Source organism: Nocardia ninae NBRC 108245, assembly GCF_007990755.1.
In the GTDB taxonomy this organism is placed as follows: Bacteria; Actinomycetota; Actinomycetes; order Mycobacteriales; family Mycobacteriaceae; genus Nocardia; species Nocardia ninae.
The window spans coordinates 279430-300638 of record NZ_BJXA01000003.1 but is presented as its reverse complement, the minus strand read 5'-3'; the positions used below and the strand labels follow the sequence as shown (position 1 = coordinate 300638).

Sequence of the window (21209 nt, the reverse complement as noted above, 5' to 3'; positions counted from 1 at the left end):
GTGCATTCACCGACACAGGATGGCAGTCCGTCACCGTCACCTCACGCCGATACCCCGGCGACGTCGGCGACCGCCTGCACATCATCCGACTGGTCAAAACCGAGAGGTGATGGGTCCATTGGTCCTGAACACACGAGCAATGGATTAGCAATCCACGGCTTCAGCCAGATTCATGCACCTTCGCCTGCCTACCGTCTATCAGGCCGAACCTATGCGGCCGTGAGCAGCCATCTACAACTCAACTCTGCTTCCTTTGCCGTTCAGCTTCAAACCGCGTACGGCCGGGCGGACCATAATGGTCAAGCCAGCGGCCGCATCCGACGCACCACAAGCAACTAACGTCGCGTCAGGATTGGTAGCTGAGCTTGTTACGGTCCGGTGGGCGCGCACGGCGCGCGACAGCTCGCTGGATCGCTCCAGCGGCGCAGGCGACGGCGCAACGCGCTACCGCGCGGGTCGCCGGATGCCGGGCAACTCGGAGTGCGGTCTCGGATAGTGTCGGCACGACGTTCTCCTGAATGCCGGACAGGACGGCTCAGAGGTGCCGTCCCGTCCGATCTAGCTGTGTGGCTTTCGGGTCATTGCGCGGTGGAGCGGAAGCTGCGCAGGCGCAAGCTGTTGCTGACGACGAAGACCGAGGAGAACGCCATGGCGGCGCCCGCGAGCATCGGGTTCAGCAGGCCGGCCATGGCCAGCGGCAGGACGGCCACGTTGTAGGCGAAAGCCCAGAACAGGTTGCCCTTGATGGTGCCGAGGGTCTTGCGGGACAGGCGGATCGCGTCCGCCGCGGCCCGCAAGTCGCCGCGCACCAGGGTCAGGTCGCTGGCCTCGATCGCCACGTCGGTGCCGGTGCCCATGGCCAGGCCGAGGTCCGCCTGGGCCAGTGCAGCCGCATCGTTGACGCCGTCGCCGACCATGGCAACGACCTTGCCCTCGGCCTGCAGCTTCTTGACGACGTCGACCTTGTCCTGCGGCAGGACTTCGGCGATCACCTGCTCGATGCCGACCTCGTCACCGATGGCACGAGCCGCGGCCGTGTTGTCTCCGGTCAGCAAGATGGGTGTCAGGCCCAGTGCCCGCAGTTGTGTAATCGCGTCCGCGGAGGTGGGTTTCACCGCGTCGGCGACGACCAGCACGCCGCGTGCCTCGCCGTCCCAGCCCACGGCGACGGCGGTCTTGCCCTCGGACTCGGCGCCGGACATGGCCTGCTCCAGGCCGGCGTCCAGGTGCTGCGCCCAGTCCGTCAGCAGTCGACGACGTCCGACGACCACCGCGTGCCCGTCCACGACACCCTGGACTCCGAGGCCCTCGACATTGGCGAAGCCCTCGACCGGCTTCAGCTCGCCGGCCTTCTCCCGAGCGCCCTTAGCGATCGCCTGCGCGATCGGGTGCTCGGACGAATCCTCCAGGGCCCCGGCCAGTTCCAGGATCAGCGTCTCGTCCTGACCGTCGGCGGCGTACACCTTCAGCAGGGTCATCTTGCCGGTGGTGACAGTGCCGGTCTTGTCCAGCACCACGGTGTCCACCCGCCGGGTCGACTCCAGCACCTCCGGACCCTTGATGAGGATGCCCAGCTGCGCTCCGCGGCCCGTGCCGACCATCAGTGCGGTGGGCGTGGCCAGACCGAGGGCGCACGGGCAGGCGATGATGAGCACGGCGACCGCGGCGGTGAAGGCGGCGGCGACGGAACCGCCGGTGCCGAGCCAGAATCCGAGGGTGGCGACCGACAGCCCAATTGCGATCGGCACGAATATGCCGGAGATCTTGTCGGCCAGCCGCTGCGCCTGTGCCTTGCCGTTCTGCGCCTCCTCCACCAGCTTCGCCATCTGCGCCAGCTGGGTGTCGGACCCGATACGACTGGCACGGACCACGATTCGGCCGCCGACATTCACCGTCGCGCCGACCACCGCGTCGTCGGCACCGACCTCGACCGGCACCGACTCGCCGGTCAGCATGGAGGCGTCGACCGCCGAGGAGCCTTCTACCACAACACCGTCGGTGGCGACCTTCTCACCGGGACGCACCACGAACAGATCGCCCACGGCGAGCTCATCGACCGGGATGCGCTGCTCCACACCGTCGCGCAGCACTGACACTTCTTTGGCACCGAGTTCCAGCAGTGCCCGCAGTGCGGCGCCGGCCCTCCGCTTGGACCGGGCCTCGAAGTAGCGTCCGGCCAGAATAAAGGTGGTGACGCCCGCCGCCACCTCCAGATAGATATTGCCCGCGCCGCCTTCCCGATCGATGGTCAGCTCGAACGGGTGGGTCATTCCCGTCATCCCGGCGCTGCCCCAGAACAGCGCGTACAGCGACCACCCGAGCGCCGCGAGGGTGCCGATGGAGATCAGCGTGTCCATGGTGGCGGTGGCATGACGCAGATTGATCCACGCCGCCTTGTGGAACGGCAGCGCGCCCCACACCACCACCGGCGCGGCGAGCGTCAGCGACAGCCACTGCCAGTTGGTGAACTGCAGCGCGGGGATCATCGCCATTGCGATCACCGGCACCGTCAGCACCAGCGAAACCAGCAGCCTAGTGCGCAGTGTGGCGGTCGGGTCAGGTTCGGCCGCCGCGGTTTCGGCCGGCTCGTTCTTCGGCGCGGGCAGCGCTGCCTGATATCCGGCCTGCTCGACGGTGGCGATCAGTTCGGCGGGTGAGACGTCGCCGGTGACCTCGACCCGCGCCTTCTCGGTCGCGTAGTTCACCGTCGCGGTGACGCCGTCGAGTTTGTTCAGCTTCTTCTCGATGCGATTGGCGCAGGACGCGCAGGTCATGCCGCCGATCACCAATTCGACCTGCCCGGTGCTGGGTGGTTGCGTCGCGGTGGTCATCGTGTGCTCCGTTCTATGCGGCACTGGTGGAGATCAGTAAGGACGGCAGTTGCGCGTCGAGGTAACGTCGGTCAGTGACCGTGGCCGGACTGCGGCGGTTCGGCAGTACTTCCGTGGCCGACGTTGGGCGCTTGGGGGCCGGTCGCGCCGCTAGAAGCGACCTCCACGGTGAATTCGGCTGTGCGGACCACACCTTCGTGCTGGAAGTCGAGAAACAGCCGGTAATCGCCGACGTCGGGCGCGGTGACATAGAAAGTAATGGCGGGTCCTGCCGGAGTGACGCCGTCGCCGGGGCGGCCATCGGGGTGGGCGTGCAGGTAGGCAAGGTCGGCGGCGCGGAGTGCGACTAGGTGGCCGTATGCGCCAAGGTAGGGCTGCAGGTTGGTGACGGGCTGTCCGTTGCGGTTGACCGCGAGTGTGACCTTGGATGACTGGCCGGGCGTGACTGCGCCATTCACAGTGACGGTGTAGTCGCCGACCGTCGCGGTGGCCGCCGGGGCGGGCAGCGCTTTGGCATCGTAGTTGCCCCCGACCCGTAGGTCGGCGCCCAGCGTCAGATTCTGTCCGCTCTCCGGGGTGAAGTCGGCGAACACCCGGTAGTCCCCGGCGCGGGTGAGATCCAATGGGACACTCCATTTTCCGGTGGTATCGAGCACCGGATGCACATGTTGAAACGCGACCAGATCACGGCGCACCACGATCAGGTGCAGGTCCTTGTCGTGCCTGTTCACGTACCGGGTGACGGGTGCGCCCTGGGCGTTCAGAATCCGGAAGCGGATCGGAACGTTGGCGGCCGCCGTGGTCTGCAGGTTGTCGAGTTGCAGGGTGTATCCGTCTGCGCTGGACATCAGCCCTTCAGGGACTTGCACGGCGCCGGGCCCGCCAGTGGCAGCGGGCCCAGCTGCGTGTTCGTTCGAGTCATGCTCGGCGGGCTCGGCGGGCTCTCGGCCGATCATCGCGCCGGCGGCGAGGGCGATGCCGAAGACCGCGGCGAGGCCGAGAGTGAATCCGGCCAACTTGCTGGTTGCGTTCATCAGGCGCTGTCTTTCCAAACTGCGGGTCTCGAGAATCAGTCGGCGAGTCGGTAACCGGCTTCGTCGACAGCAGCGGCTATCGCCTCGCGTTCGACCGGAGCAGAACTTTCGATCTTCAACAGCCCACTGCTGAGGTCGACCGCGACGGAAGTAACGCCGTCGATCTTTCCGACTTCTTCACGCACCGAGGAGACGCAATGGCCGCAGGTCATTCCGGTGACGGTGGCAGTGGTGGTCACAGTGGCAGGCACGGCGCTCATGTGATGTCTCCTTCTTCGTGACGGTCTAGCGAACTAGAAATAACCATACCCCCCTAGGGTATCTTGTCAACCCGTCCGATTCGAATCTTTCCGAGCTGACCGGGCGCCGCAACGCGCCCGATCACGCTGGGCGATCACATTCGAAGCCGAAGCCAGCAAGCGGACTCCCGCAACGCTGCGGCGTTGGGGGCAACCGATCCAACGGCCGCGAACGCGTTCCGACGTACAGGCAGACATCAACGCCGGCAGGGAAGAACGACAGGTGCTCGTTTCTCGGCTTGGACAACCCCTAAGGAGGCATGAGAGCCACCACCGCTGCGTTGCCCAAAGGGCGATGTCGCCGCGAAAGACGGTCAGCCGCTGGGCGATAGTGCGATCGTCGGCTTCGAGCCGCTCCCAGCTCCGTGCGACGACCGAGCGCAGCGTCCGGTGCCGGGGCTCATCCGCCTCGTCTACACGGGCCATCAGCGCGAATCCGTCGTGGCGCCGAATGGTCAACTCGCGCAGAGAGATCGAGCGCAGACGAGGACGCCCCGACCTAATTACTGTCACGCCGCTGGCGTCTTACGCCCCGCCCTCACCCGTGCAAACCCGTCCATCGACGGGCAGACAAACCGACCGACGAACCTCAACGCACCGTGATGGTCGCGCTCATGCCCGCGTCGCGATGGTTACCGACGGAGCACCACAGCTCGTATTTACCTGGCCGCAGGTTCACCGTCAGTTCCGCGGTTGCGCCGCCTGCTATTCGGTCGGTGCGGGCCGACTCCACGCCAGGGCCGTCGATGACCAGATCGTGCTTCACGACGCCGGCGTTTTCGACAGCAAACTTGTAGACCCCTGGCTGCAGCTCGGTAACAGGTACGCCGATCGAGAATTCCGTCTCCCGCACTGCCACACGCGCCGCGCCCGGATCGGTCTGCGAGATCTCGGTATCACCCGATGGGGTGCCGCTCTGCGAACTATCACCGGAGCTGCATGCGGTCGCTGCGAGAACCACAGCAATTAAGAGTGTCGCGAAGGGCAATCGCAGCAACAACCGACTCCACGTAGACCCCATGGCGAACTCCTTCACATCCGAAGGCATCCCAATTAACTACTATCTCCTTTAGTAGATTACGGGATCGGAGACCACGTGTCACCGACTCTCCGAGGCGCGCTAATCACGTATCCGCGAGCTTGCCTCTTGTCGATCGTGGTCGAAACCACCACTCCTACCAGAGAATCGGATCACCGACTGCCGCAACTGCCCAACCAAACTCGTACATCACGAGATCGACCACCTGCACGGAATCCTGTACACGGCCCGCATGCGAGCAGGTGCAAAGCTGGTCCCGGTCGAGCGGTATCCCCCAACCCGGTCGCACGTGGAGCTACGACCGGCGGTAGACAACGCACACGACGAAGCCAATCCAGGCATGGTCCCGGTCGGTTTTAATGCCTCACGTGAAAGCCATCCTTCTGCCGTGTCGACAGCGACGAAACATGCGTAGACTCTGGCGGTCTGGATCGAGGTCCTCTGACTCCTGAGGTCCGCTTGTTGCGCGCGGCGGCTTCAGCCGATCCCTGCTGTGCAGGTCGGTTGAAGCCACCGCGTCCGGCGGTGGATCGAAGATCGGAGTCGAATGAAGACTGAGGAACCAGAGTCGCCCGGTGACCGAGGCCGCCGTGGCGGAGTCCGACGCTTGTTGAAGACCATCCTATGGGTGCGAGCCGCTGCGACCATCGTGGATCTGGCGGTACGCGCTCTCTCGAGGAAAGTGGGAGATGATCCCGCTGGCTCGGTGGGATGGTCTCCCACCGAGCTAGGGACGTGGCTGCTGAACGTGATCCGCAGTTTGTGGGACTAGGACACAGGCGCCACAGCTAGGACGGGTTCGGGCTGCCATGCACGGCGGCTCGGACCCGCGCAGCCGATGCATCTAGTGGTTCCGTTGTATCTAATGCTTCGGCCTTACGCACCTTACTCCTTCTAAGGGGCAAGGTTGTAGTTAAGTCTGTCGATCGGGATCGAATCAAGCCGTTGCCCGCAGATGACTCATCGCCAGTTCAGGGCCAGTTTGCTGGGGTTGAGCGCAACCAGATGTGCCCGACTCATAACCGCCGACCTCCGCTGACCGTCGCTACGGCCGCTCGGTAGCGGACTTGCTGCCATTGCCGTCCTGCCGCGCTTTCCAAAGCTCGGAGTGCTGTCCCGTTCGCAGCGTTTCGCGTTGCCGTCCTCGATCTTTCGTTGCACCGGGCGGGCAGCCGAAGGTGGCCGTCCCGCTCGATCTGGTTTTCGAGTGTCAGCACCCACCGCAGGTGGCGAGATCCCCTCAGTCCGCGAGTTCGTACCCAGCCTTGCCGATTGCCGCAGCTAGGGCGTCACGCTCGACCGATCCCGCGCTGTCAACGGTGACCAGTCCAGTGGCCAGGTCGACGTCCACGCCGGTGACTCCGGGAATCTTGCCGACTTCCTTGCTAACCGAATTAACGCAGCAGCTGCAGGTCATTCCGGTCACCGTCGCAGTCGTGGTACTCATGGCCACTCTCCTTCCTGGACAACCAGACGTTGGCGCCCTTCGAATAATTACTCTACCCCCCTACGGTATCGAGGCGAGGGCTGACGGCCTCTTCTAGCGGCTGAGGGATTGGGCCATCTGGCTCGGTCCGTGGGCGGCTCCCGCCGAAACTAAACCCATTGCGGCGGAAGGGGGTCGAGAGCCAGTACCTCAGTTCGGACTGGTTACCCAGTCCTCGACTGGAGCTAGGAAGTCGAGTTGCGCGGTAGACCTCCCGCCGCGCTACGCCGTGGACTCTCGTTCGCACCGTCAGGCCTGCTCGTCTCGTCGCCTGCATCTCGCAGAGCCCGGCTACCGTCGGCGCGGCCAGGCTTGCGCGGGCGGCAGCCTTCGGGGCTCTCCACCCGATACTTGAATCCGCTCGAGCGGCGCCGTCTGCTCCGTCGCGCTCATGCGATGCCACCCAGTGGTCTCCTCGCGCGTCGACCGATTGGCGTATGCGCCCTGCGAAGGCATACGGTGCCGTCCAGTCCCAGTCCCAGTCTCTGGCAGGCGGTGGCGACCGCCGTTCGACACTTTTTCCAACACCCGCTCGGAGGTCGGCCTTGCGTCCGACGCACGATCGAGCCGGTGCAGTGCCAAAGCCGCCGCCACCCCGATGACCATGAGACCGACCCACACCGCCCAATCGACTTCGGCCGCGCGGGCGGCGCCGACGACCGCGCCGGTAGCCAGGTTGCCGACAAGGATTCCGACACCGACCACGGTGTTGTAGAACCCGTAGTGGGTGGCCACCAGCCTCCCGTCGGCGAGGGATACGACGGTATCCATCTCGAACGGAAATACCGCCGCTGTGCCGATCGCCAGGAGCGCGGCGGCCAGCATGAGCGCCGCGACCGCGGCACCCGGCCCGAACCGCTGCGGCCCTGACACGATCACCAGTGGCAGGAACGACACCGCCAGCAGCCCCATCCCGACGACCAGACTGCGTCCGGTCCCCCACCGAGCCCGGAACCATGCGGTGATGCGCAGCTGACCAGCCACCGCAACGACACCTGAGATGACAAACAGCGCCGAGGTGACTGGCTGCGCTCGCGCACCCGCGACGTATTCCGCCTGCAACGGCAGCGCGAGGTACACCTGGAACGACAGGACGTAGGAGCCGATCATCGCCACCGCGAACGCAACGAAGCGGCGGTTGGAAACCACCATGCGCCAGTCCTCGAGCACCGAGGTGGGCTCCGCCGGTTCCGCGGCACGGCGCGGCGGCAGCGCGAACAGCTGCGCCACCGTCAACACCGCGAATACCACCGCCGCCGCACCCGCGGTTACCCGAAAGTCCAACACCATCAAGGCCAGCCCGACCAGGGGCCCAGCCAGGATGCCTGCCTGATAGAAGATGTTGAACACCGCGAACGCCTCCACGCGGCGCTCGCCCGCGTCGGCGGCCAGATAGGCACGTACCGCCGGGTTGAACAGCGCCCCGGCGAATCCCGTTGCGGCCGAGGCGATCAGCAGGCCCGGCAGCGAGGTGGCGAATACGAGAAGCACGAATCCGCCGGTGCGTAGCAGGCATCCCGCCACGATCAGTGGCTTGTAGCCGAGCCTATCGGCCAGGGTGCCACCGATGAGGAACATCCCCTGCTGGGAGAAGTTCCGTACGCCCAGCACCAGACCGACCGCCCACGCGGCCAAACCCAGTGGGCCGGCGAGGTATCCGGCCAGGTAAGGCATCAGCATGTAGAAGCCGAGGTTGATGCCGAACTGGTTGATCATCAGCAGCCGGGCCGCCAGGTCGAAGCTGCGGAACTTCGCGAAAGCGGTCATGGCGTCTGCTCCCGTTCTCGATCGATGTCTCTCGGGTCGAGGACGGTGGTGCAGCGGGTCCAGGATCGCACCGTGCACTCGGCCGGGTGGGCGATGGTGTCCGGTTCGATGGGTGGATCGGCGTCGAGCAACCCGTGTTCCTGGCAGTAGGTGTCGTTGTAGATCGTGTCGAAATAGCGCTCGGGACCATCGGGGAACACCGCCGCGATCCGGGTGCCTGCCTCGTGGCTGCGTGCGGCCCAGCCCGCTACCAAGGCGACAGCGCCCACACTCCAGCCACCGGTCGCGTGATAGGTCGCGGCCAGCGCTCGACACGCCCACACAGCCTCCGACGGTGCGACCCAATGGATTTCGTTGAACGCGGCGTAGTCGACGTTGCGCGGATAAATGCTCGAGCCCAGCCCGCGCATCAGCCGCGGCCCGGCAGGTTGGCCGAAGATGGTGGACGACACCGTATCCACACCGATCAACTTCAGGTCCGGGTTGAACCTGCGCAACACACGTGCCACACCCGCGGAGTGGCCGCCGGTGCCTGCAGCGCAGACCAACACGTCCACGGTGCCCAGTTGATCGACCAGTTCCAAAGCCAGGGATTCGTATCCATCGACGTTGTCAGGATTGTTGTATTGATCCGGGCACCAGGCGTCGGGTTCGCGATCGAGCAGTTCGGCCACCCGATCCCGGCGGGCCTGCTGCCACCCGCCTGCCGCGTGTGGCTCCGCCACCAGCTCCACGCCGGCGCCGTAGGCGCTGAGCATGCGCGCCACGATGGGTTCCAGCCCCGGATCGGTCACCAGCGTGACCGGGTGTCCGTAGGCCAGACCCGCCAGCGCCAATCCCAGACCGAGGGTGCCACTGGTGGATTCGACGATCCTGGCCCCTGGCAGGAGATCTCCGCGCTGCTCGGCACACCGCACCATGTGCAGTGCGGGGCGATCCTTCATGCCGCCGGGGTTGAATCCCTCGAGCTTGGCCCAAAATCCCCGGCTGGTAGGTGCCAGCGGAGCGCCGATCCACAGCACCGGAGTGTTCCCGACGAGCGCGTGCGGTTGCCGGGCCGCTGCCGGCGCGGTCACCAGCGCCGCGGGGACCTCGAGCTTATCGAGCACAACTTTGTCCATGACTGACTGTCACTTTCTGTATCGCAAGCCGCCCTATCCGGGCGGAAGACGTCTAGCAGGCAGCGGTCACCGGCCGACATGGACAAACGTCGGCGTGGCGCTGACCGATCAGCGTCGGGCGATACAGAAGCGCGTCAACAGAGCTCGGCCGCTGACGGCGCGAATAGCCGCCACCGGCGGCCCGCGCACGCCACCGGCCACAACGAGCAGGACCATCGTCACGAGGGTGGCCACGGCCATGACCCACAGCAGCAGCAGAGGCGGGGCCGGGAGGTTCCCGCTGAACCCCTCGAAGGCGGACTTGAGAAGGCAGTGCTTCGTGTGCGGAGCGCCGTGCTCTCCACCATCGCCCACCGCGGAGTGATGGGACTCTGTCAGAGTTGACGCGATTGAGGCGGCCAAGGGAACCCCGGCATGGGAATGTCCATCGGATTCGGTCGGCGCACAGTGCACCATCGGCGCGACCAGGAGCACTACCGCAAGTAGTGCGAGCGCCGAGACACCGTGTCGCAATCGACCGACAAGCCTCACAGTGAACCCACTGTAGCAACAGATTTGTAACAGAACCTATCAGCGGAGGTCATACCAGCTCCGCCCTCCAGAACTGGCCTGACGGGATGAACCCAGGCACGACAGCGGGCACTTAGGGCCGCGAGGGGCATCGTCGTACGAGATGGTGACGTTCCACCCGATCATCACCGATGACCTCCTACCACGAAACTCGTTGTGTCACAGCATTCTTTGCGCTAGATCGTGCAGACTTCATGGCCGTGCCGTCGACATCGCGACAATGATCAACCTACTATCCGGCTACGTACGAGGCCGAGGATATGTGACCGAACCCTCGATCGCCAGCCTTGGGCTGTCCTGCAAGGGGAACGTGCACACTTCCGACAGTACGTTACACGATCGTGATCTAAACTCTCTTTTGCGTATAGATGAGATACAGGCGGCGAAGCCAGCGCACTGCTAGCAAAGCAACTAACGAGAAGGTGACGCGCTGCTCGAGCGCGCAGATGCTCAGTCAACTGGGCACCGGATCGATCAGTTCTGTCCGAGAATGCCCTTCATCCGATCGATCTCACTCTGTTGCGATGACACCACGGCGTCGGCGATCTTCTTGGCGTCGGCATTGGTGCCGGTATTCTGCTCCTTCTTGGCCATGTCGATAGCGCCGGAATGGTGCTCGATCATCATGGTGAGCCACATCCGGTCGAACTCCGGCCCGGACATCGCCTTCAACTCCGACATCTGTTGTTGCGACATCATTCCCTCCATGTCGTGCCCCATGGTGTCGGCCGACGGCGCGGGCTTGCCGAACTGCTGCAGCAGCGTGCTGATCTGTTCCATTTCTGGCCCCTGTGCCTGCTTGATGGCTGCGGCAAGATCGAGCACCCGCTGGTCTTGGGAGCGCGATGGCACCAAGTCGGCCATCTCCACCGCTTGCGCATGATGCGGATACATCATCTGCAAGAAGGTGACGTCGGCATCGTTGAAGTCGCTACGCGATGCATTGCCGGGGACCGCGCTCTCGTGCGGCATCCCGGGCATCGTGGTGCCGGAGGTCATGGCGGGCATCTCGGCCGGCTCGTCGTCGTTACCGCATCCAGCCAGGGCAACCACTGCCACGGCGAACGCGGTGAACCCCAACTTCATTGTCCTGGAACGTTTATACATAGTGAACTCCTTGTATTTCAGGCGGATCCAGCTCTGTCTTTCAGGGACAGTTGCGACGCAAATCGAGCGAACGTGCACGGTCGCGGCCCTGCTCGGCCGCTGATCGTCGGAGCTGCCAAGGAGGTTGAGCATGGTGCAACGTCGGCTACTGGGCGAGATACCCAAAGCGGGTGCGGGTACTCATCCCCTTGGCGCAGCCGTTCGGGGGAGGGTGCGACACCTGCGCGAAATACCCCAGGGGGGTTAGGATGGCGGAGTGGTCGATCAAGGCGTCGCGCGCCGGGTATCCGGACCAGTCCGGCTGGTCGGTGTGCTTGTGCTGCTCGTCGGTATCGCCGCTATGCATGCGGGCGTCTTCGCCGCCCAGCCCCTCACGGTCCATGCCGTGCCCGATCACAACGGGATGATGGCCACAACGGCGGACCGCGTTGAAGACGCTGCCGGGGCCGGCCACCACCCGGTCGCACACGGCGCGGTGCATGCGTGCGTGTTCATCCTGTCGGCGGCGGCTTTCGCGATCGGACTCGTCCTGCTCCGCGGGGCAGGCATCGACCACGGTGACAGCCATCCGACGACCGCCCGACTGTGGCGCGTGCGCGACGAACGCCCGCCGTCCTGGACCGTGCTATCCCTGGCTGAACTATCGGTTCTGCGGATCTGACAGGTCGAACCGCGCCCGCAGTCGCATACCACCAGGGGCGCGCTTTCGCATGTAGCCCGAGCATCCCATCGCCTCCGGGCTACTTCATCCATCCCGGTGCAACGCAGCACGCAATCTTTGCCGCGCGAGGCACGGGATGTCCGCTGATTCGCCGTCGACGCGGTGGCGACCCCGATCATGACCAATCAGGGAGAAACGATGTCCTCCAGCCAATTCCCGCGCATCACACCACTGACACGGCGCGGATTCCTCGCCCTCGGAGCCGGTGCCACTGCGGCCGCCGCCCTTGCCGCCTGCTCGAACGGCGTACCGGGCTCGCGCACCCTCGTCGGGCCAGATGCCGAGGCCGTCGGTGTCGCCGAAAACAAACGCAGATCGGCCACAGCAGCGATTCGGGACGTGAGTCTGCGCGCCGAACCCGCCACTGTTGACCTCGGCGGTGTGCAGGTATCGACCTGGACCTATGGCGGCAAGTTGCCCGGGCAAGAGATCCGGCTTGCCCGTGGCGAGGTGCTGCGCGCAGAACTCATCAACGCATTGCCCGCACCGTCGACAATTCACTGGCACGGCATCGCGATGCGCAATGACATGGACGGCGCACCTGACCTCACCCAGCCCGCGGTCGCCCCGGGCAGTACGTTCCGCTACGAATTCACTGTCCCCGACCCAGGAACTTACTTCTTCCATCCACACGTCGGAGTTCAGCTCGACCGCGGCCTGTACGCGCCATTGATCATCGAAGATCCCGCCGACGGCGCCGATTACGACCTGGAAGCCGTTGTGGTTCTTGATGATTGGCTTGATGGTGTGCACGGCCGTGACCCGGACGCCGAACTGCGACAACTGCGCGACAAAGGCATGGCGGGAATGGACATGGGTGGATCAGGCGGGATGGATCACGGTGGGATGAACATGGGTGGCTCATCGACAATGGCGATGCCCACTGACCCCAACGCGCCGTTGGGCTCTGATGCCGGGGACGTGACATACCCGTACTACCTGATCAACGGACGCCTCGGCAGCGATCCCGTGACCTTCACCGGCCGCCCCAGGCAGCGTATGCGGTTGCGAATTATCAATGCGGCCGCCGATACCGCCTTCCGCGTGGCGGTCGGTGCTCACCCACTGAAGATCACCCACAGTGACGGCTTTCCGGTGCAGCCGATTACCGCCTCGAGCCTGCTGATCAGCATGGGTGAGCGCTACGACGCGATCATCGAGTTGGCCGACGGTGTCTTCCCGCTGGTTGCTGCGGCCGAGGGTAAGGCCGGTCAGGCCTTCGCGCTGATCCGCACCGGCGGTGGCGCCCCGCCCCCAGCCAATGTGCGTCCGGCGGAGCTGTCAGGTCCCCCGATCACCGCCGCCCGTCTCGTCGGCATCGAAGCGGTACGGCTGCCCAACCGCAAGCCGAACAAGACACTCGACGTGACGCTCGGCTCGGATGAAAAGAAGTACATCTGGACGATCAACGGTAAGGAGTTCCCCGATCACTCGCCGCTGGATGTGAGCGAGGGGCAACGAGTTCGGTTGCGGTTCATCAACAAGACGATGATGTTCCACCCTATGCATCTGCACGGCCACACTTTCCAGGTGGTTACCGCCGCTGGCACAGGACCACGCAAGGACACCTCCATCGTTCTGCCGAACCAAACTGTTGAGGTCGACTTCGACACCGACAATCCCGGGCAATGGATGGTGCACTGCCACAACGTCTACCACGGCGAGGCCGGAATGATGAGCGTCCTGTCCTACGTGAACTGAAGCCCCCGCCGGGCGCGGCCAGTACTTCGTGCTCGGCGAAACGATGCTCACCCGGGGGGGTGAACGGGCCGATGGCCGTTGCCAATTCGGCGACGGCCTGGTCGGCCTCGGCACACGATTCCGTCATACACCTTGGCGCACAACAGTATTCAGGGTACTGCAAGCGATCCGCTGATGACGCTCATGATCGGTCCTGCCAGAATACCCAGCAACACCGATCCGGCCGCCGCGGTGTATGCCACCGCCCGCGGTGCGACGAGGGTTTTGTTGCCGGGGTCGTCGTGCTCACCCCGGCCCCGCAGGGTCGGGGTGATCCAGCGCAAGTAGTAGAAGACACTGGCCACGGTGTTGATGACGGCGATCACCACAAGCCAGCCCATATCGATGTCGAAAGCTGCGGTGAATACAGTCAGTTTCCCGACGAACACCCCGGTCGGCGGGGTGCCGATGAGACCGAGCAGGCACACGACCAGTGCGATGACCATGCCTGGCCTGCGACGCAGCAGCCCTGCGTAATCGGTGACTGTACGCAGCCGAGGCAGGGCGCAGACCACAGCGAATGCACCGAGGTTGGTCAGCGCGTACGCCGCAAGGTATATCAGCACACCGGGTAGCGCGAGGGTGCTCCGGTCCGCCGCGACAACACCCACCAACAGGTATCCGACCTGACTGATTGTCGAGTAGGCGAGCAGACGGCGGACGTCGGCCTGGAAGAACGCGGCGAAGTTGCCCAAAGTCATTGTCGCCGCCGCGATCACGGCCAGCAGTAGCCGCCAGTTCAGCCCGCTCGGCTCCAGCACCAGCGCCCCGAGCCGGTAGATCGCGATGACGGCACCGATTTTCGGCACGGTCGTCACCAGCGCCGCGACGGCGGGGCGGGTGCCCTGAGTGACGTCTGGTACCCAGAAATGCGCGGGTACCGCGCCGGACTTGAACAACAGCGCGCCCAGTACCGCGATCGCGCCGAGGGCGAGTGCGGCCCGCGGCGCGACGTAGGTCGAATGCGCCAGCAAGGGATAAGCCGTGCCACCGCCCGCGCCCAGCATCAGCGCGGCACCGAACAGCATGATGGTGCCGAACAGTGCGCCCAATAGGTAGTACTTCAGAGTGGCTTCTGTTCCGGGCGAATCTTTTCCGAAACCGACCAGTGCATACAGCGGGATGCTGGCGAGCAGATAGGCGACGATCAACACCAGCAGATCGTTGGCGCCTGCCAACAGCACAGCGCCGAGCCCTCCCTGGACCAGCAGCACGACGAACTCGGATTCACGTGGGTTGCTTCGGGTTTCGGGCATCGACACGGCCAACAGGAGCAGGATCGAACCGGCCACGACCAGGCGCACAGTATTGGTGGCTGTGTCGATGCCGTAACTGCCGTCGAACAGGGTGTACACGTCGCGGTTCCACACCGGCACCGTGGCGACCACCACCGCGGCGGCACCGAGCACAGCGAGCAGCCGTACAGGCCACTGCCGTGCGCGCGGCAAGAAAGATCCGAGCAGCAGTCCCAGGACCGCGACGAGGGCGAGAGCTGCTTCGGGGGCGAGCGCGAGGAGATCTCGGACCATCATGTCCTCGGACATCTGTCCCATCTCCCCCATATCAGCGCACCACCAACTCGCCGAGCACGCGCGACGCGGGTTCGATCGCATCGAGCAAGAAGCGGGGGAAAAGGCCGATCACGACTGCTGCTGCCATCAGCGGCAGGATCGAAACCGCCTCGGGTACAGTCAAATCCGTGAACGCCCCCACGCGTGGCTCACCGAGGAACATTCGTTGGTAGGCGCGCAGCAGTAGCGCTGCGGTGATCAAGATGCCCGGGACCGCTAGTGCGGTGTACACCGGCGCGGGCGCGAACGAACCGGTGAAGGTCTGGAATTCAGCGATGAAGCCAGAAAAGCCGGGTAGCCCGAGTGAGGCGAACGCGGCAGCCGCAGTGGTGGCAGCGAAGATCGGTGCCTGTCCAGCTAGTCCACCGAAGGCGTCGATGTCGTAGGTGCGGCGGCGTTCGTAGAGCACACCGGCCAGCAGGAACAGCGCGCCGGTGATGAGTCCGTGGCTGACCATCTGAGTCACCGCGCCGGTGATTGCCAAAGTACGGGCTTGGTCGGTATTGCGCGCAACGAGTCCAGCGGCGCCGACGGCGAGCAGAATGTAGCCCATGTGGTTGACGGAGGTGTAGGCGATCATTCGTTTGAAGTTGTTCTGCGCCAAAGCGACAAGTGCGCCGTACAGCACGCTCACCACCCCGATGATCACGATCACCAGTGCGTAACGCCGCCACGATTCAGGCAGCATCGGCATCGCGATCCGCACGAAACCGTAGGTGCCCAACTTCAGCAGCACTCCGGCGAGGATCGCCGACCCGGCGGCGGGTGCCTCGGTGTGCGCGGGTGGGAGCCAGGTGTGGAACGGCACGGTCGGTGTCTTGATCGCGAGCCCGATGACGATCGCCACCAGTGCGATGGCCCCGCGAGCGGTATTGCCCGCCAACGGATTCGCCTGCGTCAGCTCCACCATGTCGAAGGTGTGCGGGTCCGCAGCCAGGTACAGCACGATGAACCCGACCAGCAACGCCAGCGATCCTACGAAGGTGTAGAGAAAGAACTGAAGTGCTGCCCGCCGGGCTTGCCCGTGGCCCCATCCGTTGATCACGAAGTACATGCCGACGATCGACAGGTCGAAGAATACGAAGAACAGCACCAGGTCTAGGGAGACGAATACGCCCAGGCATGCGGTCTCGAGAAACAGGAACAACGCCGCGAACAGCCGAACGCGTCGGGTCTCACGCAGCGAGTACACCGCGCACGCCAGAAACAATACGACGGTCAGCGCCAGCAGCGGCAGGCTGAATCCGTCGACGCCGAGGTGGTATCCCGAACGCAGGCTGGGAATCCAGCTGCGGTGGACCTCGAACGCGAATTCGCCGTCGCCCGGCGGTGTGCGTCGGTATCCGACCCACAGCGCTACGACCAGCGCAACCTCCACGGCGCTGACCGCGACCCATGTCCATCGCACCCCGCGGTCACTCAGACTCGGTGCCGCGACCAGGACTACAGCCGCGATCAGCGGCAGAAATACCAGAACGCTGAGCACGCTCACCTCTTCTTTCGTTGTCGCGGATTCGTCGCGGCCCAACCAGATTCATCGCAAGGTCACCAGCACGACAGCAAGCACTACGAGACCGACCACTGCTTGGGCGTAGTACTGATGCACCAAGCCGGTTTCCGGGCGGCGCGCCCATCGACCGAGGCTCCGCGAGGCGGTGGCGACGGCGTGCACTGTGCGATCGAGCGCGCGTTCCACCCGGTGATCGACCGCACGTGCCAGTGCCACACCCGCGTTCACGACGACGTAAACGCCGTCGTTGAGCACGCGGTCGTCGAAGCGCGCCAGTGCGCGGCCCACCGCCAACGTCGGCACGACCACCACCAGGTGCGCGGCCCGTTCCATACCGAGCCACTCGGTCAAGAGCGCGGGGGCTGACACGTCGCCACGTCTGCGTACCACGACTCCGGCCGCGCCGATCGCCACCACCGCCACGGCGCCGGATACTGCTAGCTCCCACCACGTGGCCGCCTCCACCGGCGCCGAACCAACAAGACCCGCGAAGCTGCCGTACACGGCAGGAAGCACCGCGACGGCCGCAGCGAGTGTCATGGCGGCGAGCACCGCCAGCGGCAAAAGTTGACTGGTCTGGACTCTGCGCGTGCCTGTTTCCTCAGAGTCCCAACGTTTTTCGGTGTCGGCGACGGGCGATGACCACACCAGGGTGAGCGCTCGTCCGGCGTACAGCGCGGTCAGTATCGCTGCCGCGAATCCGGCCAGGTACAGAGCTGACGAGGAGCCGCGGGCCGCGGTGAGGACCGCGTCCTTGGCCGGCCACAACGCGAAGGGCGGAACTCCGGCGAGACTGAGCGCACCGATCGTAAACGTCACGCCCACAACGGGGTACGCGCGTGCGGCGCCGCGCAGACCGATGAGATTCTTGGTACCCAGTGCGGACAGCCATGCCCCCGCACCCAGGAACAGCAGGCTCTTGGTGACCGCGTGGGCGATCAGCTGTTCGGTACCCGCGGCGACCCCGCCCACCCCTGCAGCGAGAACCATCAGACCTACCTGGGCGCAGGTGGAGGCGGCCAGAAGTTGCTTGAGGTCGCTCTGGCACAGTGCCACCGCACCCAGCGCGATCGCGGTGAGCGCCCCCACCCACGCTGTGGCCTGGCTTGCCCAACTGGTCGCGTTGAGCAGCGGTTCCAGGCGTAGCAGCAGGTAAGCCCCCGCGGCCACCATGGTCGCCGAATGCAGCAGGGCCGATACAGGACTCGGGCCCGCCATTGCCCGCGACAGCCAGAAACTGAACGGCAGCTGTGCGGATTTGCCTAGCGCTGCGAGCACGATGCCAGCGGCTGCGGCGTCGCGCCAGCCACTGTCCAGCCCCGCCAGGGCACCGAGTTCAAGCGCGCCCGCGCCACCGGCCAGCGCCGCGCCCGCTGCGAGATACATGCCGAGATCACCGGTGCGCGTGGTCAGGAACGCGACCAGCCCTGAAGCGGCGCGTTGCTCTTCGCGCCAATGGAACCCGATGAGCGCATAGGAGGCCGCGCCCATCAGCTCCCACGCCATCAGCAGCGTCACCAAGGTCTGCGCCGTCACCGTGGCCAGCATCGCGGACGCGAACATCAGCACCAGTCCGTGGAAGCGGGCGCGTGGTTCCCGGGCTCCGAGGTCGCCCGCCGCGAAGACCAGCACCGCGGTCACGATCGCGGCCACGGTCACGATCATCACCGCCGACAACCCATCCACTCGCAGCTCCACCGGGATGCCGGACAGGAACGGCGCCGAAACTTCGGGCCGGTCAACGGCGTTCCACGCCGCCAGCCCCGTCGTAACGCCAGCTGTCGCGACGGCCAGCACCGGTGCGACGCGGTCAGCGCGGCGGCCACATACCAATAGCGCCGCGCCGACCAACGCCGGTAGCGCGATCATCGTCCACAGCACGATCTTCAGTCCTTCAAATCCGCGGCCATGTCGACTATGTCGACGTCCCGAGCGCGGAAGATCGCTGTGGCGACCGCGAAACCGGTCGCCATCTCCACTGCCATCGCGGTGACCGCGACCAGCACGAGCACCTGGGCGTCGGCGGAGGGAAACGCGAAGTACCAGAACGCGACCGCGGCCACGATGACCGCGTTGATCATCAGCTCCAGCCCCATCATGATCATCACGATCGACTGCTGCGACAGCACACCGTAGAGACCTACGCTGAGCAGCGCCGCCGCCAGCACCAGGAATTCGGGCAGGTTCATCGGCCCACGCCTCCTTCGATGGGATCGTTGGGGGTGCGTCGGTCGAGGCGGTCGCCGTAGCGGTCGTAGCGGCCCCGGTGGGTCGCCAGCACCACTGTTGCCACGATGGTGGCGAACAGCACCAACCCGACGATGATCATCACCAGCATCTTCGAGCCCATCAGGGCCTCCCCGAGCGATGCGGTGGGATCGGCCGGTCGTGGCTGTTTCCCGTCGGGCCAGTCGACCAGCAAAGCGACGCTCGTCAGTGCGACGAACACCGCAGCCGAAATGCCAACCGACGCTTTCTGGTTGTGCACCATCGTCATCGGCATCAGACCGGCCGGGTTCATCATGTACATGATCATGAACACGACCATGATGACCATCTCCATGATCATCATCAGCACGACCAAGACGCCGAGGTAGTTCAGGTCGACCAGGAACACGGTGCCCGCCGCGAATACGAATGACGCGAGCAATGCGAAAGTCGCGCGAGCCATCGAATCCACCCGGAACACCGCGATCCCGGAGGTGACCGCGCCTACCGCGCACACCCAGAAGATCACCTGTGACAGCACTGCGGCGTCTCCCATCTCAGCGAACCATCACGATCGAAACCACCAACGCCTGTACTAGTACCAGCGGCAACAGCACCACCCAGGCGACCTCCATGTAGCGCGACATCCGAATCGTCGGCCACCGCCGCCCCAACCAGATCAGCACCGCGAGCACCCCGGCCTCCTTCGCCAGCAACCACAGCCACCCGGGCAGCCACGGGCCCGCCCCGCCGCCGAGGAACAGTGGCACTGCCATTGCGGCCGCCGCCACGAAGAGCACCCGCCGACCCACCAGCAGCACGAGCCGGTCCACCCCCGATACCTCGGCGAAGACACCGCCCGCGATATCCGCACCAACGGCACTACTGAACGGCGTGGAGAACGACATCGCCGGCACCGAGAGCAGATACACCACGAAAGCCACCGGCATGATCACCACGAACCAGCGATCCTGTTGGGCGGCAACGATATCGCCGACCCGCAACGAACCGGCACCCACTGCGGCACAGATCAGCGCGAACATATGCGGCAGCTCGTAGGCCAACCCCTGCGCGACGAACCGGTAGCCGCCGACCAGTGAAAACGCCGAGTTCGCGCCCCAGCCCGCTAACCACACCGCCGCCCAGGCCACTACCTCGACCGTGTTGAACCAGACCAGCGATACCCCGCTGTCCAACACCGCCAGGTCACCGATCGGCACGAACGCGGCCGCCAATACTCCAGCCAGTAGCAAAGCCAATCCCGCAGAGCGCCAAAGCAACACGTCGGCGGCCACCACCCGACGCCGCTGCTGGATCACCAGCAACGCCACCGAGCGCAGCGGCGCCGCCGCAGCCGTCGCGACCGGAACACCGGAGGCCCGCCCGCGCAGAACAGCGTCGATTACCTCGGCAGCCAACGCGAAGGCCAGCACACCGACGGGCAGTACCACCGCCGACCACCACGGTGCCACCTCAACCATGCGCTGCCTTCGTCGCCGCTGTTGCCCAGCAGACCAGTTCCACGTCGGGGTCCAGACTTGCCACGATCAACCGGGCTTCCTCGAGTTCCGCGCCTACCAGCAGGCCGGGCAACGCGTCGACGATCCACCGATTGCGCTCGACCTCGTCGCTGATGAATCCTTCGGGTTTCGAAAGGCATTCGTCCCGATGGTCGGCATCGGCGAGCGCGGCAACCGACGTCAGGAACCGGTCGTGGGCATCGCCGATCACGGTGGCCGGCACGTTCGGACCGCGGCCGATACGCCCGACTTCTCGTAGCGACCACCGGAGCACCCGCGAGCCAACGACCCGGCGAATCCAGCTGCTCAATTGTCCGGCGTCCCGTTCGGATGGCTCTCCGCTCAGCAATCGGTCGCGCAACCGATGTGCCGCTGTCGCCGCATCGTCCCAACCCGCGATGGCCAACAATGTTGCGGCCGAATCCAACCGCCGCGCCGCCTGCCAACGTCCCGCCTCACCGGCGTTCACTCGCTCGCCACGTCCGGCCCGTAACCACGGTCGCAGCCAGAACGGCTCTATCCCTGCCGCCAGCGGCAGGACCGACACCGCCGCGTCGGAGACCACATCACCTTGCCACCGTGTGGTCATTACCAGCCCGGCTGGCCACCACCTGATCGCCGGACCCAGGGCAACATTCAGCACATCGAGCTGTAGCCCGTCACGGTCCGGTCCTCGATCCGCCAT

At 65.3% G+C, this 21209-nt stretch carries 17 protein-coding genes and 1 pseudogene; 2 read left to right on the top strand and 16 right to left on the bottom strand.

The features are described from left to right. Nucleotides 1–578: 578 nt before the first annotated feature. The 9 genes and pseudogenes from NN4_RS05135 to NN4_RS05100 all read right to left on the bottom strand — a co-directional run bounded on the left by NN4_RS05135 (nucleotide 579) and on the right by NN4_RS05100 (nucleotide 11386). Complete coding sequence (locus tag NN4_RS05135) at nucleotides 579–2831, bottom strand: heavy metal translocating P-type ATPase (RefSeq protein WP_147128773.1); 2253 nt, start codon at nucleotides 2829–2831, stop codon at nucleotides 579–581. A gap of 71 nt (nucleotides 2832–2902) precedes the next feature. Next, nucleotides 2903–3865, bottom strand: a complete 963-nt coding sequence (locus NN4_RS05130) for a DUF8832 domain-containing protein (protein ID WP_147128772.1) — start codon at nucleotides 3863–3865, stop codon at nucleotides 2903–2905. 35 nt (nucleotides 3866–3900) lie between these two features. After that, nucleotides 3901–4125, bottom strand: a complete 225-nt coding sequence (locus NN4_RS05125) for a heavy-metal-associated domain-containing protein (RefSeq protein WP_147128771.1) — start codon at nucleotides 4123–4125, stop codon at nucleotides 3901–3903. Nucleotides 4126–4753: 628 nt separating this feature from the next. Beyond that, complete coding sequence (locus NN4_RS05120; protein WP_147128770.1) at nucleotides 4754–5200, bottom strand: hypothetical protein; 447 nt, start codon at nucleotides 5198–5200, stop codon at nucleotides 4754–4756. 1243 nt (nucleotides 5201–6443) lie between these two features. Further along, nucleotides 6444–6650: a heavy-metal-associated domain-containing protein gene (locus NN4_RS05115; protein ID WP_147128769.1), complete on the bottom strand. Its 207-nt coding sequence runs from the start codon at nucleotides 6648–6650 to the stop codon at nucleotides 6444–6446. Between the two features lie 567 nt (nucleotides 6651–7217). Next, nucleotides 7218–8456, bottom strand: a pseudogene (locus NN4_RS05110) (MFS transporter); the annotation flags it as partial. Then, nucleotides 8453–9577: a PLP-dependent cysteine synthase family protein gene (locus NN4_RS05105; protein ID WP_147128768.1), complete on the bottom strand. Its 1125-nt coding sequence runs from the start codon at nucleotides 9575–9577 to the stop codon at nucleotides 8453–8455. The gene NN4_RS05105 and the pseudogene NN4_RS05110, both read right to left, overlap by 4 nt. Before the next feature lie 108 nt (nucleotides 9578–9685). Then, nucleotides 9686–10108 (bottom strand): putative copper homeostasis (lipo)protein LpqS, encoded by a 423-nt coding sequence (gene lpqS, locus NN4_RS47170; RefSeq protein ID WP_462937651.1) that lies wholly within the window; start codon nucleotides 10106–10108, stop codon nucleotides 9686–9688. A gap of 513 nt (nucleotides 10109–10621) precedes the next feature. Beyond that, nucleotides 10622–11386, bottom strand: a complete 765-nt coding sequence (locus NN4_RS05100) for a DUF305 domain-containing protein (protein ID WP_308633300.1) — start codon at nucleotides 11384–11386, stop codon at nucleotides 10622–10624. A 208-nt stretch (nucleotides 11387–11594) separates the two neighbouring features. Here NN4_RS05100 and NN4_RS45655 point away from each other — a divergent pair, with 208 nt between their 5' ends. Both NN4_RS45655 and NN4_RS05090 read left to right on the top strand, forming a co-directional pair. Next, nucleotides 11595–11915 carry a hypothetical protein gene (locus tag NN4_RS45655; RefSeq protein WP_222594988.1) on the top strand — a complete coding sequence of 107 codons (321 nt, stop codon included), beginning with the start codon at nucleotides 11595–11597 and terminating at the stop codon, nucleotides 11913–11915. A 198-nt stretch (nucleotides 11916–12113) separates the two neighbouring features. After that, on the top strand, nucleotides 12114–13676 hold the full coding sequence (locus NN4_RS05090; protein WP_147128766.1) for a multicopper oxidase family protein: 1563 nt from the start codon (nucleotides 12114–12116) through the stop codon (nucleotides 13674–13676). Between the two features lie 149 nt (nucleotides 13677–13825). Here the strand turns inward: NN4_RS05090 and NN4_RS05085 are convergent, their stop codons facing one another. The 7 genes from NN4_RS05085 to NN4_RS05055 are packed head-to-tail and all read right to left on the bottom strand — an operon-like array spanning nucleotide 13826 to nucleotide 21209. Further along, nucleotides 13826–15277 carry an NADH-quinone oxidoreductase subunit N gene (locus NN4_RS05085; protein ID WP_246180708.1) on the bottom strand — a complete coding sequence of 484 codons (1452 nt, stop codon included), beginning with the start codon at nucleotides 15275–15277 and terminating at the stop codon, nucleotides 13826–13828. A gap of 1 nt (nucleotide 15278) precedes the next feature. After that, nucleotides 15279–16772 (bottom strand): complex I subunit 4 family protein, encoded by a 1494-nt coding sequence (locus NN4_RS05080; RefSeq protein ID WP_147128765.1) that lies wholly within the window; start codon nucleotides 16770–16772, stop codon nucleotides 15279–15281. A 48-nt stretch (nucleotides 16773–16820) separates the two neighbouring features. Beyond that, nucleotides 16821–18677, bottom strand: coding sequence for an NADH-quinone oxidoreductase subunit 5 family protein (locus tag NN4_RS05075; protein WP_147128764.1), 1857 nt, complete (start codon nucleotides 18675–18677; stop codon nucleotides 16821–16823). A 5-nt stretch (nucleotides 18678–18682) separates the two neighbouring features. Next, on the bottom strand, nucleotides 18683–18985 hold the full coding sequence (gene nuoK / locus NN4_RS05070; protein WP_147128763.1) for an NADH-quinone oxidoreductase subunit NuoK: 303 nt from the start codon (nucleotides 18983–18985) through the stop codon (nucleotides 18683–18685). After that, nucleotides 18982–19545, bottom strand: coding sequence for an NADH-quinone oxidoreductase subunit J (locus NN4_RS05065; protein ID WP_147128806.1), 564 nt, complete (start codon nucleotides 19543–19545; stop codon nucleotides 18982–18984). The genes nuoK and NN4_RS05065 overlap by 4 nt, the downstream gene beginning before the upstream one ends. A gap of 16 nt (nucleotides 19546–19561) precedes the next feature. Beyond that, a complete protein-coding gene (locus tag NN4_RS05060; RefSeq protein ID WP_147128762.1) occupies nucleotides 19562–20485 on the bottom strand; it encodes an NADH-quinone oxidoreductase subunit H in 924 nt (307 codons plus the stop codon). Continuing rightward, entirely contained in the window at nucleotides 20478–21209 is a 732-nt protein-coding gene (locus tag NN4_RS05055; protein WP_147128761.1) for a hypothetical protein, read from the bottom strand. Before NN4_RS05055 ends, NN4_RS05060 begins: the two co-directional genes overlap by 8 nt.